Annotated in this window: 14 protein-coding genes and 1 pseudogene; 3 read left to right on the forward strand and 12 right to left on the reverse strand. The window is 60.0% G+C overall.

Annotated features, from left to right (window positions below):
• Positions 1–21: 21 nt before the first annotated feature.
• Together Q0K62_RS04605 and Q0K62_RS04610 are read right to left on the reverse strand one after the other, a co-directional pair.
• A complete protein-coding gene (locus Q0K62_RS04605; protein ID WP_297316808.1) occupies positions 22–675 on the reverse strand; it encodes a PAS domain-containing protein in 654 nt (217 codons plus the stop codon).
• A gap of 829 nt (positions 676–1,504) precedes the next feature.
• Positions 1,505–2,380 (reverse strand): undecaprenyl-diphosphate phosphatase, encoded by an 876-nt coding sequence (locus Q0K62_RS04610; protein ID WP_297316809.1) that lies wholly within the window; start codon positions 2,378–2,380, stop codon positions 1,505–1,507.
• Between the two features lie 109 nt (positions 2,381–2,489).
• Here Q0K62_RS04610 and Q0K62_RS04615 point away from each other — a divergent pair, with 109 nt between their 5' ends.
• Complete coding sequence (locus Q0K62_RS04615; RefSeq protein WP_297316810.1) at positions 2,490–3,284, forward strand: fructosamine kinase family protein; 795 nt, start codon at positions 2,490–2,492, stop codon at positions 3,282–3,284.
• Between the two features lie 88 nt (positions 3,285–3,372).
• Here the strand turns inward: Q0K62_RS04615 and dnaJ are convergent, their stop codons facing one another.
• Positions 3,373–4,506 (reverse strand): molecular chaperone DnaJ, encoded by a 1,134-nt coding sequence (gene dnaJ, locus Q0K62_RS04620; RefSeq protein ID WP_297316811.1) that lies wholly within the window; start codon positions 4,504–4,506, stop codon positions 3,373–3,375.
• A 70-nt stretch (positions 4,507–4,576) separates the two neighbouring features.
• Positions 4,577–5,659: a heat-inducible transcriptional repressor HrcA gene (hrcA, locus tag Q0K62_RS04625; RefSeq protein WP_297316812.1), complete on the reverse strand. Its 1,083-nt coding sequence runs from the start codon at positions 5,657–5,659 to the stop codon at positions 4,577–4,579.
• A gap of 185 nt (positions 5,660–5,844) precedes the next feature.
• Here hrcA and tkt point away from each other — a divergent pair, with 185 nt between their 5' ends.
• Together tkt and tal are read left to right on the forward strand one after the other, a co-directional pair.
• Positions 5,845–7,947 (forward strand): transketolase, encoded by a 2,103-nt coding sequence (tkt, locus tag Q0K62_RS04630; RefSeq protein WP_297316813.1) that lies wholly within the window; start codon positions 5,845–5,847, stop codon positions 7,945–7,947.
• 162 nt (positions 7,948–8,109) lie between these two features.
• A complete protein-coding gene (gene tal / locus Q0K62_RS04635) occupies positions 8,110–9,219 on the forward strand; it encodes a transaldolase (RefSeq protein ID WP_297316814.1) in 1,110 nt (369 codons plus the stop codon).
• 239 nt (positions 9,220–9,458) lie between these two features.
• Here tal and Q0K62_RS04640 read toward each other — a convergent pair whose 3' ends face one another.
• The 8 genes and pseudogenes from Q0K62_RS04640 to rapZ form a co-directional block, all read right to left on the reverse strand.
• On the reverse strand, positions 9,459–9,785 hold the full coding sequence (locus Q0K62_RS04640; RefSeq protein WP_297316815.1) for a ferrochelatase: 327 nt from the start codon (positions 9,783–9,785) through the stop codon (positions 9,459–9,461).
• A 152-nt stretch (positions 9,786–9,937) separates the two neighbouring features.
• Complete coding sequence (locus tag Q0K62_RS04645; protein ID WP_297316816.1) at positions 9,938–10,168, reverse strand: chlorite dismutase family protein; 231 nt, start codon at positions 10,166–10,168, stop codon at positions 9,938–9,940.
• Positions 10,095–10,652: a chlorite dismutase family protein gene (locus Q0K62_RS08000; RefSeq protein WP_366515885.1), complete on the reverse strand. Its 558-nt coding sequence runs from the start codon at positions 10,650–10,652 to the stop codon at positions 10,095–10,097. Before Q0K62_RS08000 ends, Q0K62_RS04645 begins: the two co-directional genes overlap by 74 nt.
• A 742-nt stretch (positions 10,653–11,394) precedes the next feature.
• Complete coding sequence (gene secG / locus Q0K62_RS04650; protein WP_297316817.1) at positions 11,395–11,643, reverse strand: preprotein translocase subunit SecG; 249 nt, start codon at positions 11,641–11,643, stop codon at positions 11,395–11,397.
• 60 nt (positions 11,644–11,703) lie between these two features.
• Entirely contained in the window at positions 11,704–12,486 is a 783-nt protein-coding gene (gene tpiA / locus Q0K62_RS04655; protein ID WP_297316818.1) for a triose-phosphate isomerase, read from the reverse strand.
• Positions 12,487–12,592: 106 nt separating this feature from the next.
• Positions 12,593–13,789 carry a phosphoglycerate kinase gene (locus tag Q0K62_RS04660; RefSeq protein ID WP_297316819.1) on the reverse strand — a complete coding sequence of 399 codons (1,197 nt, stop codon included), beginning with the start codon at positions 13,787–13,789 and terminating at the stop codon, positions 12,593–12,595.
• 113 nt (positions 13,790–13,902) lie between these two features.
• Positions 13,903–14,874, reverse strand: a complete 972-nt coding sequence (whiA, locus tag Q0K62_RS04665) for a DNA-binding protein WhiA (protein WP_297316820.1) — start codon at positions 14,872–14,874, stop codon at positions 13,903–13,905.
• A gap of 137 nt (positions 14,875–15,011) precedes the next feature.
• Positions 15,012–15,875 (reverse strand): annotated as a pseudogene (gene rapZ, locus Q0K62_RS04670) (RNase adapter RapZ); the annotation flags it as partial.
• Between the last annotated feature and the right edge of the window lie 10 nt (positions 15,876–15,885).

Consider the following 15,885-nt stretch of genomic DNA (forward strand, 5'->3'; position numbering starts at 1 on the left):
GGGGGTGAAAGCGGGTGGAAGCTACTTCAGCGCCTGCAGGTACCTGTAGAGGGTGGGCACGGAGATCTTGAGCTCTGTTGCCACAATATTTACGGCACCCTTGATCAGGAAGATGCCGCGATCCTTGATGTCTTTGATGATCCTGAGACGTTCGATCCTGCTCAGCTTGTCAATGGGGACCTGAATCTGTTTTATTACGTCTTGGGCGATCCTGCGGATATTCTCCTCGGGGTCCTCGTCCAATACCTGGCTTGGTATGCCGGAAGAGACCATACCATTGACCGAATCCGTTGTACTGATGGTCTGCAGTAGATGTGCGGCCCTCTGAAGCTCAGTGATGTTGATATTGATGCAGAGGACGCCGATGATATGCTCCTCCTGGTTGCGAATGAACAATGAGGACACCCTGAACTGATGGTTGTTCAAATCGCGGCCTCGGTAGTCGGAAATAAAGTCGATACCGCTATCTTCGGCTTTTCGGGCCAGCTCCAGCGTCTCCTTGGTCATGGCGTCGCCCTTCTTGCGGCCGGACAGGTGACCGTTGCGAATGAAGACGATGGAGGCATGCGGCCTGTGCAGATCGTGCACGGCGATTTCGGCCATAGGTCCGAAAGCATCGGACAAGAACTCGGCCAGAGGGGAAACCTCCATGATGTTTGCAACTGTAAAGTGCATTGCTGGTCCTCAACATCCTAACAGGGCAGATTACTCTACCGGTTGATGTCATCGGAAGCGGACGTGTCCATCCGTATGAGCTTCCTGTTCTGTTGTGATTCTCGAACTCGTCATCTACCACCCGAGCCGATTGCGTGCATGACCTTCGTCCTACCGCAACGGTATTCGAGAAAGCATCCACATTATCGCATGGCTACGTGATGTTTTGCATCTGTTGGATCCGGCCTGTCGTGTCGTTCGGGCGGGTTGTGAGATATGTGGTTCTGCCTGAAAAATATAATGGAGAAAGTACAGGAAATGTCAAGTACAACGCAATCCGTAGGCAACAGGACAAATGTTACTTTGGTCACCCTTGCCGTTTCGCGGACTCGTTCATGATGGCCATCGAGAGAACCATCGTCTTCACTGCCATGCCCACAATCGTCCCCGATCTCCACGGGCCAGCCGTCATGAATCGGGTCTATCCCATATATTTGCTGACGACCGCCGTAACCACACCGATCTCGGTCTTGTCCTGGTATGATCCCCGTGTTGCTGTATTTCGCACCTGCCTATGCATACGACCTTGTCCCGATTCGGCGGGAAACCAGATATGTGACCAGATAGAGGCATAGGCTGCGGCGCGGCCTCCGACAGGGAGATCTGCCGACCGTCCTACCCTCTTTACGAGCATGGTGAAAAGTCTGGTCACGGGGGTGTGACCGGCAGCAAGCACCGATTGTCCGACAACCGCAGCTGCCTCGTTCGCCATCACTTCAGGCTGAACGCTCCTAACGAGCAGGTTCGGCCGCCGGACGGAGTGTGCAACCGAACCTGGCCGGTTCCCGCGTCATGCGGCGGCAACACCCCCGACGGCCGGTATGACATGGAAGATCAGGAGCAGGGCCACGATGAGGGCAAGACAGATTCGGTAGATGACAAAACCCCGGTAGGAGAACCGTGAAACGATTTTCAGGAAGGCGATGATGACGAAATAACCGACCAGGAAACTGACCAGGGTGGCGCAGATGGTGGCACCCCATCCGGGGAAGGCAGCATCGGCATCGATGTTCCTGACCGACTTGTAGGTCTCCAGGATGCCGGCACCGAATACGGCCGGGATGGCCATCAGGAAACTGACACGGGTGGCGGACTCTCGAGTGTATCCGAGTCCTCGGCCGAAGGTGATGGTACCCCCGGAACGAGAGACACCGGGAATCAGGGCGAGCATCTGCCCCACGCCGAAAAGGATGGCGTCCCTGACGTTCATCTGCTTGATTTCCTTGGTCTGGCGTCCATGCCTGTCGAAATAGTCCAGGAGGAGACCGAAGACGATGAGGACCACTACGGTGATCCAAAGATTGCGCAGTTTGGTCTCAATCATCTTCTGGAAGATCATTCCGGCCAGAACAATGGGGATGGTGCCGATGATGATATACCAACCCATGGCGGCATCGTGGTCGTCGGTACCCAGGCGTTTGCGCCAGGAGGTTCCGTCCTTGCCCAGGAGGCAACGGAACCAGTGGGTAAGAATCCGCGCAATGTCATGGCGGAAATACAGGAGGACCGCAAACTCCGTGCCGAATTGGATGATCGCGGTGAAGGCCGCTCCCGGATCCTGTCCCAGAAGCCCTCCCAGGATGCGGATGTGGGCGCTCGATGAAACCGGGAAGTATTCGGTCAGGGCCTGCACCAGGCCGAAAAGCATGGATTCAAAGAAGTTCATGATATGAGAGCTTAGCCTTCAACCATGGGCTTGTGGCGCGTGAAGGTGGCATGTCTCGCAGAATGCCCACAATGGAATCGTCGGGCTATCGCGCAAGGGAGGTACGGACATGGTCGGAACATACAGGAAGTCACGCGGAGGAGCACCCGCCGGGTTCTTCGAGTGTGAAGGGCTCGGTCTGCGTTGGCTGGGTCAGGCACAGGCGGTGGGTGGTCCCAGGGTGGTCGATGTCTATGACTGGGGCAAGGACCATCTCGATATCGAAGAGGTGGATTCAACCTCGCCCAGCGGTGGTGCGGCATATAGGTTCGGCGCCCAGCTGGCCCGAATGCACGATGCAGGAGCCGATCATTACGGCTCCGCCCCGGAGGGATATCATGGAACCTGCTACTTCGGCCCCCTCCAGGACCCCCTCCCCATGGCAACGGGAGATTGGGACGATCCGGCGACCTACTGGGGGCAGGCTCGACTTGAGCCCATGGTCCGGATGGCCGTGGACAGGCGGGCTCTGAACCAGGGCGATATGGATATGACCCGTCAGATCATCCAGGCCTTGCCGGAGATGCTGGGTGCCGCGGCCGATGACAGGCCCGCCAGGGTCCATGGCGATCTGTGGAGCGGCAATGTGATGTGGACCAGGAACGATGGTCAGACCGAGGCGGTCCTGATCGATCCGGCGGCGCATGGTGGACATCGTGAAGAGGATCTGGCCATGCTTCATCTTTTCGGCATCCCCTATCTGAGTCAGATCATGGATGGCTATCAGTCGGTCCACCCGCTGGCAAGGGGGTATGAGAATAGGTTGACCCTCTGGCAGCTTTATGCAATCGCCGGGCACTGTGCCTTCTTCGGAGGCGGGTACGTGAGTGAATACCGGTCCATGTGTCGATCCCTGCTTGGCTGAACGGGAAGGAACCGAGCATATGGATAGGCCCCGGTTGTGGAGGTAATCCTCCAGGGCCCGGGGCCTATCCGTATACTCGGGGGTCTCGCTAGTTGAAGATGTCCTTGAGCCTGTCGAAGAGACCCTTCCTGGCACCGGCTCCTGTGGGCTTGGAATCCTGTGGGATCTCCCTGGCACCCGAGTCATGGCTCTTGGCGAAGTCCTCGATCAGGCCGCGCTCCCGATCGTCAAGCTTGGTGGGGATCTGAACCAGAACATGGACGACGATGTCGCCTCGGTCCTCCTTGCTCCCCAGCCTGGTCACCCCCAGACCCTTCATCGTCACTTCATCGTCGGGCTGGCTTCCGGCCGGTATCTGAATCTGGCGGGGGCCGTCGAAGGTATCCAGGTCGACGGCATGGCCCAGGACGGCCCAGGTCATGGGGATGGAAATCCAGCAGTGGAGGTCCTGACCACTGCGTGTGTATCGTTTGTCGGCCTTGATGCTGATATCGATATAGAGGTCGCCGGCGGTGCCGCCCCCTTCGCCCACCTCGCCCTGGGAGGCCAGACGCAGACGCGATCCGTCAGCGACGCCTGCCGGGACGTTGATGCCCACATCCCGCCTGACCCTGACCCTGCCGTGTCCCTGGCACTGCGGGCAGGGATGCTCGATGATCGTTCCGTGACCCTCGCAGCGTTCGCAAGGTGCCTGACTCATCATCTGGCCAAGGAGGGTGCGTACCACTTTCTGGGCATACCCCCTCCCCTGGCAGACCGGGCAGGTGACCGGCGAGGTTCCTTTCTGGGCGCCGGAGCCGCCGCACTCCTGGCAGAGACCGAAAGTGTGGATCTGCGTGTGAACCGTGCCGCCGAAAATGGCGGTCTTCAGGTCGATGTCGACCCCGGCCAGGGCATCACGTCCCGGCTGTGTGCGCGGTATGGGACCCCGTGAATCCGCTCCGAAACCGCCGCCGAAGAATTGGCTGAACACATCGCCCATGTCGAATCCACCCGCAGCGGACGCCTGCGGATCATTGGGGTCCACACCCTGGTCGTACATGCGTCGCTTCTGGGGGTCCGAAAGCACCTCGTAGGCGCTGTTGACCTCCTTGAATCTATCCTCGTACTCCGGCCCGGCGATGTCCGGGTGGTACTTGCGGCTCATCTTCCGATAGGCCCTCTTGATCTCATCGTCGCTCGCCGTGCGCTCGACGCCCAAAACCTCGTAGTAATCTGCCACCGATATTCCTTCTGTGTTTCTGTGCTGGCCTATTCTTCCACAGACCCGAGTCAGCTAGGTCCCAACGGGCTTACTGTTCTTCCGCCCCGGCCAGAAAACCGGTCAGGTAGGATGCCACGGCCCGGACCGCGCTCATGGTCACTGCATAGTCCATATGGGTGGGTCCGATCGACCCGACGAAGGCGATCGGTTCATCGGTCAGATCCGCATCGTCCTCACCCGATCGTTGCTGATGGGCATGACCATAACCGGATGTCACCACCGACGCATGAACCAGCTCCGGAGTCTGGGTTTCGGTCCCGATGGCCACGCTGACCCCGTTGTTCTCGCGGGAAAGCTCGCTCTGTGCCTTCATCAGCCTCATCAGGACCACCTGTTCCTCAAGGGCATCCAGAAGGGGGGCAAGGTCTCCAATGGACACGGCCTGGCTGTGGGTCAGCTGTGAGGTGCCAGCCATGTATATTCCGCTGGTCTGCTCCTTGGTGGCCATCTCGTCGAAGACGGCGGCCAGGATGCGAAGCATGGACTTGGCGTCGGATTCGGGGTTGAAATCAGCCATGAGCTGGCATCGTTCGGCCGCCTGGGTCAGCGGCAGGTCGTGGCACTGCTCGTTGATCATGTCCGAAAGACCTGCAAGGGCATCCGGGGCTGGTTGGTGGGAGCCGTGGAGGGTGCGTTGCACGACCCTGCCGGTATCCGTGATGACAACCACCAGGACGGACCCCCTCCCCAGTCTGATCAGTTCGGATCGTCTCAGGTTCGAATGGGCCAGCGAGGGTGAGGCCACCACGGCTATCTGCCCGGTGATCTGCGCAAGGAGGCGTGCGGCGTGTTGAAGGGTGTCCTCAAGGTTGACAGACCCCGACAGGAAGACGTCTATGCCCCTGCGCTGGGCAGCGGAGAGAGGAACCACCGTGGCCAGACGATCGACAAAGTACCGGTACCCCTTCTGGGTGGGGACGCGTCCTGCCGAGGTATGGGGCTGAATCAGATAGCCCTCTTCCTCCAAGGCGGCCATATCGTTGCGGACGGTTGCGGAGCTGACCCCCAGGTGGTGGTTTCTGGTCAGGGATCCGGAACCTACTGGTTCCTGAGAGCGGATATAGTCCTCTACGACGGCGCGCAGGACCAACATGCGTCTGGTATTGGCCAATGATGCTCCTTCCGTCATGACTCAAGTCTTAGCACTCTGATTGCGAGAGTGCCAAAAGATAGCGCGAAGAGCCGAATCGTGTCGGCTCGCACCGATATCATGGGAGTGCAATGTGAAGGTAATCGAACATTTTCGACACAAGTCGAACATGGAGACCTCTCAATTGGAAGGAAAGTAGATACCATATGTCCAATTTCACATGGTCTGAACTCGACGAGCGGGCGGTCAAGATGGCCAAGGTCCTCTCAGCCGATGCCGTCGAGAAGGCCGGCAGCGGTCATCCCGGCTCACCCATCTCCCTGGCGCCCATCGCCTACACGCTCTATCAGCACTTCCTCAAGCATGATCCCAACGATCCGGACTGGGAAGGCCGCGACCGCTTCATCCTTTCGGGTGGTCATGCCTCTCTGACCCAGTATGTGCAGCTCTACTTCTCCGGATACGGTCTCACCCTGGACGATCTGAAGCGGTTCCGTACAGCAGGAACCCGGACTCCGGGCCATCCCGAGTATGGTCTCACCCCCGGCATCGAGATGACCACCGGCCCACTGGGGCAGGGGCTCGCCTCGGCCGTCGGTTTCGCCTATGGCCAGCGTTACGAGCGCGGCCTGCTGGATCCCGATGCTCCCGCCGGGCAGTCCCCCTTCGACCACAACATCTGGGTCATCTGCGGCGAAGGTGATGTTGAGGAGGGTGTCTCATCGGAGGCCAGCTCGTTGGCCGGTGACCAGCAGTTGGGCAATCTGACCGTTATCTTTGATGCCAATCACATCCAGATCGAGGGTGACACCAAGATCGCTCTGGGCGAGGATATCCTCGAGCGCTATCAGGCCTACGGCTGGTATACCGATGAGTTCAGCTTCATCCAGCCCGATGGGTCCTACAAGGAGGATACCGAAGGCCTTGCAGCCGTGCTCGAGAAGGCCCGGCAGGTAACCGATCGGCCGAAGTTCATCAAGGTCGATACCCTGATGGCCTGGCCCACCCCCGGCAAGACCAATGACCCCTCCGCCCATGGTTCCGCCCTGGGCGCCGAGGCGGTCGCCGCCTTGAAGACCACCTTGGGATATGATCCCCAGCAGTCCTTCCAGGTTGACGAGGAGGCTTTGGCCCACGCTCGTGAGGTCGCCCAGCGTGGACTCGCGGCCCACAGGGAATGGGACCGGAGCTACCAGGCCTGGCGCCAGGCCAACCCCGATAAGGCCGCTCTGCACGACAGGATTCATGCCGGCAAGCTGCCCGATGGTTTCGACAAGGCCATCGATGATCTGGAGATGAGCTTCGAGGCCGGTTCCAAGGTGGCAACGCGTAAGGCGTCCGGTGCGGTCATCAATGCCGTGGCTCCGATCATGCCCGAGCTCTGGGGAGGCTCCGCCGATCTGGGTGGGTCCAACAACACCAATATCAACGGCGCCGTGTCCTTTGCGCCGGAGTGCGATGAGACGGTGCAGTGGCCCAAGGCGAACAAGTACGGTCGTCAGCTCCACTTTGGCGTGCGTGAGTTTGGCATGGGTGCAATCACCAATGGCATCCTGCTCGGGTCGGATACCCGGCCCTTCAACGGGACCTTCTTCCAGTTCTGCGACTATGAGCGTCCTTCGGTGCGGCTGGCCGCGCTGATGGACATCCCCAATCTCTACATCTGGACCCACGATTCAGTAGCCCTGGGTGAGGATGGTCCTACCCACCAGCCGATTGAGCATCTGTCCGCCATGCGCGCCATCCCCCAGATGGAGGTTGTGCGTCCGGCCGATCAGTTCGAGACCGCCGAGGCCTACCGTGCCTTCTTTGAGAAGGACAACACCCATCCCACGGCAATGATTCTGACCCGCCAGGGTGTACCTACCCTGGAGGAGACCAGGACCAGGGCACGCGATGGTGTTCGCAAGGGAGCCTATGTTTTGGTCGATACCGAGGGTCGGCCCGACGTGTTGATCATGGCCACCGGGTCCGAGGTCCAGCACGCCGTGGCCGCCGCCAAGACCCTCGGTGAGCAGGACGTCAAGGCCCGAGTCATCTCCATGCCCTCCATGGAGTGGTTCGAGGAGCAGGACGACGACTACAAGGAGGAGATTCTCCCGGCATCCGTCAAGGCCCGCGTCTCGGTCGAGGCAGGTTTGTCCATGCCCTGGTACAAGTACCTTGGTTCCTATGGCAAGCCCGTATCCATCGAACGGTTCGGTCTGCAGGGCAGTGGTGACGAGAACATGCGTGACCTGGGCATCACCCCGGAGCATGTGGTCGAAGCCGCCAAGGCCTCCATGGAGGAAGTCCGCAAGGCCTTCTGATTCGACCCGGATCAGCCTCCGCATGCACCCGCGCGCAGGGACTGATCCATCTCCCCCTTCCGGTCGGCAATATGTCGCCGGCCGGAAGGGAATACCGAATATGGCTTCGTGGTGAAGCATACTGAATGTGTTACCGTCAAGAACCCAAAAAGGAGTTACAAGATGGCAGAAAATGCAAATACACAACGTACGAGCGACTCGGGTGTTTCAATCTGGCTGGATGATCTCAGCCGTACCCGTATCGAGTCCGGCAATCTGCAGCAGCTGATCGCCGAACGCAACGTGGTGGGCGTGACCACCAATCCCTCGATCTTCCAAAAAGCCCTGAGTCAGGTTGGTCCCTATGATGAGCAGCTCAAACAGCTGGGGCGCATCGATGTCGAGGATGCCGTACGTGAACTGACCACCACTGATGTGCGCAACGCCACCGATATCTTCCGTGAGGTCGCAGAGAAGACCGATTACGTGGATGGTCGCGTCTCCATCGAGGTGGATCCCCGTCTTGCCCACAACACCGAAGAGACCGAGAAGCAGGCCGAGCAGCTCTGGGCCAAGGTGGACCGGCCCAATGCCATGATCAAGATTCCCGCCACCCTGGAGGGTCTGCCCGCCATCACCGCAACCCTGGCCAAGGGCATTTCGGTCAACGTGACGCTGATCTTCTCCCTGGAGCGTTACCAGCAGGTCATCGATGCCTTTATCGAAGGCATGGTCCAGGCCGACAAGAACGGCCATGACCTGAAGCACATGGGTTCCGTGGCTTCATTCTTCGTCTCCCGCGTGGATACCGCCGTGGACAAGCTTCTGGAGGCCAACGGATCCGATGAGGCCAAGTCTCTGGAGGGCAAGGCTGCCGTCGCCAATGCACGCCTGGCCTACGAGCTCTTCGAGTCGGCCTTCGACAAGGACTCCCGCTGGGCTGGCCTGGAGGCCAAGGGCGCCAAGCGTCAACGCCCGCTCTTCGCCTCGACAGGAACCAAGAACCCTGCCTATTCGGACTGCAAGTATGTGGATGAGCTGGTTGCCCCACACATCGTGAACACCATGCCCGAAAAGACCCTTGAGGCCCTGGCGGCCCACGGCAACGGCTCACCCTCCATCAAGGGCACCTACGAGGAGAGCCACCAGGTCATGCAGAAGCTGGCAGACTTGGGCATCAGCATCAAGGATGTGACCGACAAGCTCGAAGCCGACGGTGTCGCAGCCTTCATCGATTCGTGGGATTCGGTCCTCTCCGACGTCCAGAAGGGTATTGATCGAGTCAACGGCTGAGAATCTGGCCGCGGGTCTTACAACCATCGGCCATCATTCTTGACCAAGGACGCAGACGAGCACCCCACCCGGTACGGATCCGGATGGGGTGCTCGTCGTTCCCTCTGTCAGAAATCCTGGTAAACCGGAACCTGATCGGTCTGTTCGCCGCTATCGAACCCACCGGTTCGGCATTTATTCGACCATCTGTTCGAGGGTGCTGATCAGGACCGGGCTATCGTCGGGCATGTTGAGTCTGATCAGGTTATTCCTGTGGACTGAACGGCCCGAGACAGCTCCAGGTCAACGTCGTCGCAGACCTCCGGGTTGTCTGCGACGAAGCCGCTGGGGGCGGAAACGGTGGTTTTGACGTTGCCATCGGCGATCAGATTCATGGTGAACGAAGCAAACCGGGGCGATCCATGGTTCCTCGGTACGTCCGGCAGACTGCCAGGCCGGGATGTACCGGTCCTGACGATCCCCTCCTCCCGGGCCACGGCCTTGGTCAGACCGACCACCTCATACGTTGTAGGGGTTATCCCTCCCTCGATGACATGCCGAGGAAGGGAGTGGGCGCTGAAAATCACCCTGGGTATCGGACCTGCCGGTCAGTTTCTTCATGCAATCAGCTGGTCCTTTCGGAAATGGAGCAGATCCCGGTGGTTCCGCCAGGACCGCATTGGCAGCTGGGTCATGCCCGAATGGGCTTCAACGGGGCCTGGCGGGCACATAGTAGCCCTCACTCGGACAGACGGAATACTGGGGCCAGGGGCAGACCGATTACCCGGGTGATGCCGTCCGTCACTATGGTGTCGATCGAGGCACTGATGAATGGGGCAATGTACTTCAATCCCTCATAGACCTTGCCGGAGTATGAGCGTCTTATCCTCCCATGATCATGCATCTGGGTCCAGCGGTGGTCGAAGGGAATTGTGTACCAGTTGGCACCCGGTAGGCGGGTTTTCGACATGGGGTAGATGCAGATATATAGGGCTTGTCCGGCGCGAGGGGGTGAAGACTGGCGTTGATATAGAGAACCAGCCACGGTCGGTCGTCGGTTCGCCGGAATAGAGACAGACCTCGGTGACGGAGACATAGGAGATCGTGGGGACCAGATGGTCGAAGAGGTGCAGCTTCTCCAATGAGGTCTCGATCTCCTGAAGTCCATCCGGCATCTCCCTGAGAATCATAAGACCAAGGTCCGCCTCCTGTCCGTTGACCCGGCACCAGTAACGGCCTCCCTTTCCCTCGTATTGAAGCCTGATACAAGAAACGGAGACCAGGACCGCGAATTCATCCAGACAGTCCTGCCGTTCCCGTGACGGCACCTGCCGGCAATTGGATCGATCGATTTTCCGGAAGAGGTGGAAGCAGAACCAACCTTCAGGACTCGGTGCGACTTGCTCGGCCATGGGCATGTTCCTTCGCTTGCACAGTGTGATGGCTGCACCCATGTACAACGCGATTGAAGACCAATCTAGCGAGTATGGGGTTTGTGCGCAGAGACCGTCTCATTGATGTGCGAATCCCACCCGGGAAATTCTGTCAGGGTGCTCACCCTCCATGTGGGACATAACAGGAAATGAAGAAATACCGGAGGTATGAGGGGGCCATCCTGCCTGCAACCGAACAACGGCATCGATTGCTTGTTCTTGTTTTACAAGTGCTTTCACACCGTGCAACCCTCCCTGGAAGGGCTGGGGATCACCGGACCATCTCACGACCCTGTCGGAGGCGGAGATCCTCCGACATTGCCTATGTCAAATCGCGTATGTCCTCCGGAGGGAATCAGATTGGGTCGATCGAATTGAAGATTCGGTCCATCCCCTCCCCCGGCTCTCAATGCCACAGATTCACGACGCGTGACCGCCCGTCCTGCCCTCTCAGGTTTTGGTCCGCAAAACGGACTTCTGACTGTCCACGGTTTCGGGAATGGATGTCGAGGCTGATGTTTCTGTGTGGATACAACCAGGGACGGAACCAATCGTCCGACCACGCCCTCTTCGAATCGACTGCGGAACCCCCTCTTACAGGGATACGCTGTGACGGCTCCCCGACCATATCGAACCTCATGATTCAGATCGGCACAGGTCACGCTTCCGCACAGGGTTCAAGCGGTACCTCCCAGGACTTGGGGACTGCTTCCACGGGCATGAAAAAGCCCCGACCGCCGGCCGGAGCGACAACTGAATCGGATCAGGCGATCTTGTACTTGGCCATCAGGCTCAGCGCGATGATGATGGCCACCCAGATCAGGGCGACGATGATGGTCAGGCGGTTCAGGTTCTTTTCCGCTACGCCCGAGGTGCCGGCGTTGGAGCCAATGCCGCCGCCGAACATGTCAGACAGCCCGCCGCCCTTCCCCTTGTGCATCAGAATCAGCAGTGTGAGCAGGATACTGGCGATAACGACAACGACTTCCAAGGCAATTTTGACAGCGGCCACGGCAACCTCCAGAACAATAGATTACTCCATATTGTACAGACACCCGGGGATGAACCCCAATCAACCCTTGGCGGCAAGACGGACGATCCGCGCGAACTCCTGTACATCCAAAGAGGCGCCCCCCACCAGGAACCCGTCCACATCGGGCTGCTGAATCATCTGGGATGCATTCTTGGATGTGACGGACCCGCCATAGAGTATCCTCACCGTCTGGCCAGCGCGGTCTCCGAACTGACGACCTATGTGCTCTCGTATGGCCTGGGCGGCGTCCTGGGCGGTCCGAGGGGTGGCCACCATGCCGGTGCCGATGGCCCAGACCGGCTCATAGGCCACAATCAGGTTCTCCATGTCGTCCTGTGACAGGTCACGGGTCACATCATTGACCTGGCCGACGGCGAATTCCAGTTCGATGCCTTGGCGACGTTCCTCGTAGCTCTCCCCCACACAGAGGATGGGCTTCATCCCCGCGGCAAGAACGGCACGGATCTGATCCACGATGTTGGCATCATCCTCCGGGTGGTACTTGCGTCGCTCGGAGTGCCCGACGATGACATAGGTGCATCCCAGCTGGGCCAGCATGTCGGCGGAGACGTCACCGGTGAAGGCGCCTTGGGAGGTGACCGAGACGGACTGGGCCCCATAACCGATCGGGAGGTTGTCGGCCTCGACCAGGACCTGGACCGAGCGCAGGGCCGTGAAGGCGGGCATCAGAGCCACCTGGCAGCGCTTGTGGTCGAAGTGGGCATCTCGCAGGAGCCAGGCCAGCTTCTGCACAAAGTAGGTGGCTTCGAGGTGGTCGAAATTCATCTTCCAATTACCGGCCACCAGGGGAATGCGTGCCATACCAGACCTTTCCAACCTCTTGATCGCGACGGGACTGCGGGACAGACGCCAATGCCGGACCACCGGATGCAAGACCCGGCGGCCCGGCATTGTCTATGAGCCGACTTTACTCCAGTACTTTCAGACCCGGCAGCTCCTTGCCCTCAAGGAACTCCAGGGAGGCGCCGCCACCGGTGGAGATGTGCGAGAAGCCATCCTCCGGGAAGCCCAGGTTGCGGACAGCGGAGGCGGAGTCGCCACCGCCGACGATGGTGAAGGCTCCTGCCTTGGTGGCGTCTACCAGACCCTGGGCCACGGCGCGGGTACCCTCGGCGAATGCCGGGAACTCGAAGACGCCCATGGGTCCGTTCCAGACCACGGTCTTGGAGTCCACGATCTTGTCGTGGAAGAGCTTCTGGGAGTCGGGGCCGATGTCCAGACCCATCTTGTCGGCGGGCATGGAGTCGGCTGCGACCACCTCGTGGGGCGAATCGGCCTTGAACTCGTCAGCCACGACGATGTCGGTGGGCAGTACCAACTCGACGCCCTTCTCTTTGGCGGTCTGGATATAGCCCTTGACGGTCTCGACCTGATCCTCCTCAAGCAGGGAGGAACCGACTTCGTGGCCCTCGGCCTTGAGGAAGGTGAAGACCATGCCGCCACCGATGACCAGGCGGTCCGCCTTGCCGAGCAGGTTCTCGATCACACCCAGCTTGTCGGAGACCTTGGAGCCTCCGAGGACAACAGTGAAGGGACGCTCGGGATTTTCGGTCGCCTTGGAGAGGGCTTTGACTTCCTTCTCGACCAGGAGACCCGCCGCAGAGGGCAGGAACTTGGCCACGGAGTAGTTGGAACCCTGGGCACGGTGGACGACACCGAACCCGTCGGAGACGAAGACTTCACCCAGCTTGGCGATCTTCTGGGCGTAGGCGTCACGCTCGGCCTCGTCCTTGCTGGTCTCTTCGGGGTTGAAGCGGACGTTCTGCAGAAGGAGCACATCGCCATCCTGCATAGCCGCAACCTTGGACTGGGCGTCAGGGCCGTAGGTGTCATCCGCCAGGGGGACTGTCACGCCCAGGAGCTCACCCAGACGGTCGGCGACCGGAGCCAGGCTGAGTTCGGGAACGACCTTGCCCTTGGGGCGGCCGAGGTGGGCCATGAGAATGACCTTGGCGCCTTGACCGCGCAGTTCCTTGATGGTGGGGAGGGCGGCCTTGATGCGACCGTCATCCTTGATGGTGGTGCCGTCCAGCGGTACATTGAAATCTGCACGCACCAGGACGCGCTTCCCCTTGAGGTCTCCGAGGCTCTTCAGTGTTTTCATGCCATTCCTTTCTTACAGCAGACATGACGAAACCGTCGGTCTGCGCAATTGCGGGCGATGAACCCCGCACTGGTACCCATGGTACTAAGGCAAGCCGACGGTTGGTGCAGGAATCAGCCCTCGTGGCCCTCGGCCTTGTGCACTTCCTTGGTCTGCTGCTTCTCCACCTTGGCGGCCAGCTGCAGAAGACGACGGATACGACCGGCGATGGCGTCCTTGGTGACGGGTGGGTCGGCCAGACGGCCCAGTTCCTCCAGGGAGGCATCGCGGTGGTCCAGACGAAGCTGTCCGGCGGCGCGCAGGTTCTCGGGGATCTCATCGCCCAGAACCTGAAAGGCCTTGGTCACCTTGGCGCTGGCCTCGACGGCGGCCTTGGCGGAACGGCGCATGTTGGCATCATCGAAATTGGCCAGGCGGTTGGCCTTGCCGCGGGATTCGCCGTCACTGCGCTTGCCGGTCCACTCCCTGGACGACTTGGGCGCACCCATCAGGTTGAGCATGCGCTCGATCACATCGGGGTCACGCAGGGTCACCCGTTCCGAGCTGCGGACCTGACGAGCCTTGGCGTTGATGCCCAGACGGCGGGCGGCGCCCACCAGGGCCAGGGCCGCTTCGGAACCAGGGCAGACAATCTCCAGGTAGGAAGCCTTGCCCGGGTCGGAGAGCTCCCCGTGGGCCAGGAAGGCCCCCCTCCAGGCGGCCTTGACCTGTGCTATGTTGCCCGAGACGATGTCGGCTGGAAGACCGCGCACCGGATGCTTGCGTCTGTCCAACAGGCCGGTTTGGAGGGCCAGGGCCCCTCCGGCCCTGAGAACCCTGACCGAGTACCGAATCGCGTTTCCGGCAGGGGTCTGTCGCTTGACCTGAATCAGATCCGAATCATGTCCATAGACGTCTTTGATGGTGTTCTGCAACCATTGTGCAGCGGGTAGGGAATCGAACTGGGCCTCCACCACGATGTGGCGTTGGATGATGTGAAGACCACCGCCAAAGCGAATCATCGCGGCGGATTGGGCTTTTTTGGCTGCGGGGAGTTCGTTGTCAATTGCGGCCAGCTCGCTTTTGACATCATCAAGTAGGGCCAAGAGCCGTCCTCCTAGGAAAAACCGTTGTTGAACACTGAGGTCCGCGCGACTCGCCGGTCGAACGGACTACCGGATTACTGTGATATCGAATAAGTTGGACAATTTCCGCCTTTGGCTATGAGTGGCGAACAGGGTCCTCAATGGGACCTATGCGGGAGCTCACGGGCCGATACGGTAACGTCCATTCCCTTGATTCTCAATCGTCTGGCCAGCTCGTCGGCCATGGCCACTGAGCGGTGCTGACCCCCCGTGCAGCCGAAGGCGATGGTGACATAGTGCTTGTCTTCCCGGGCATACCCCCTGACGGCCGTCAGGATGGCCTCGGTGTAGGCATCGATGAACTCCTTGGCCCCTTTGCTGGCCAGAACGAAATCACGTACGGCCTGGTCGTGACCGTTGAGCTCGCGCAGGTTGGGCACCCAGAAGGGGTTGGGAAGGAAGCGCAGATCCGCCACGAAATCGGCGTCGATGGGGATTCCGTACTTGAATCCGAAACTCATGATGTGGATGCCGACGGTACTGGGCCCGGAACCCAGCATGAGCTCGTAGAGTCGGGTCGAGAGGTCGTGGATGCTCAGGGCCGAGGTGTCAATGACCATGTCGGCCCGTTCCTTGAGGTTGGCCAGGAGTTTGCGCTCCTCGTGAATGCCATCGATCAGCCGACCGGAACCCTGGAGGGGGTGGGGACGCCGGACGGATTCGAATCGCTTGACAAGAACCTGGTCGGAGGCGTCAAGGAAGAGAATGCGACATTTGACTCCCAGATCATCCAGGTGGCCCAGGACGGCCGAGAGGTCGTCGAAGTAGGATCGGGACCGTACGTCGATCACTGTGGCCAGACGATGCAGGGAGCTGCCTGAGGAGGTCATCATGTCGACCAGGGGAACCAGGAGACGGGGCGGCATGTTGTCGACCACATACCAGCCCATGTCTTCCATGGAATCGGCAGCCCGTGAACGTCCGGCTCCGGACATGCCGGTGATCAGCATGACCTCGAATCCCTGGAAGGGT

Origin of the sequence: uncultured Bifidobacterium sp., from assembly GCF_945269915.1 — a bacterium.
Lineage (GTDB): Bacteria > Actinomycetota > Actinomycetes > Actinomycetales > Bifidobacteriaceae > Bombiscardovia > Bombiscardovia indica.

Excerpts from the sequence above, each read along its gene's own strand:
- Q0K62_RS04605 (WP_297316808.1), bottom strand. The coding sequence starts at position 675 with ATGCACTTTACAGTTGCAAACATCATGGAGGTTTCCCCTCTGGCCGAG.
- Q0K62_RS04610 (WP_297316809.1), bottom strand. The coding sequence starts at position 2,380 with ATGAACTTCTTTGAATCCATGCTTTTCGGCCTGGTGCAGGCCCTGACC.
- Q0K62_RS04615 (WP_297316810.1), top strand. The coding sequence starts at position 2,490 with ATGGTCGGAACATACAGGAAGTCACGCGGAGGAGCACCCGCCGGGTTC.
- tkt (WP_297316813.1), top strand. The coding sequence starts at position 5,845 with ATGTCCAATTTCACATGGTCTGAACTCGACGAGCGGGCGGTCAAGATG.
- tal (WP_297316814.1), top strand. The coding sequence starts at position 8,110 with ATGGCAGAAAATGCAAATACACAACGTACGAGCGACTCGGGTGTTTCA.
- Q0K62_RS04645 (WP_297316816.1), bottom strand. The coding sequence starts at position 10,168 with ATGTCGAAAACCCGCCTACCGGGTGCCAACTGGTACACAATTCCCTTC.
- Q0K62_RS08000 (WP_366515885.1), bottom strand. The coding sequence starts at position 10,652 with ATGGGTGCAGCCATCACACTGTGCAAGCGAAGGAACATGCCCATGGCC.
- tpiA (WP_297316818.1), bottom strand. The coding sequence starts at position 12,486 with ATGGCACGCATTCCCCTGGTGGCCGGTAATTGGAAGATGAATTTCGAC.
- Q0K62_RS04660 (WP_297316819.1), bottom strand. The coding sequence starts at position 13,789 with ATGAAAACACTGAAGAGCCTCGGAGACCTCAAGGGGAAGCGCGTCCTG.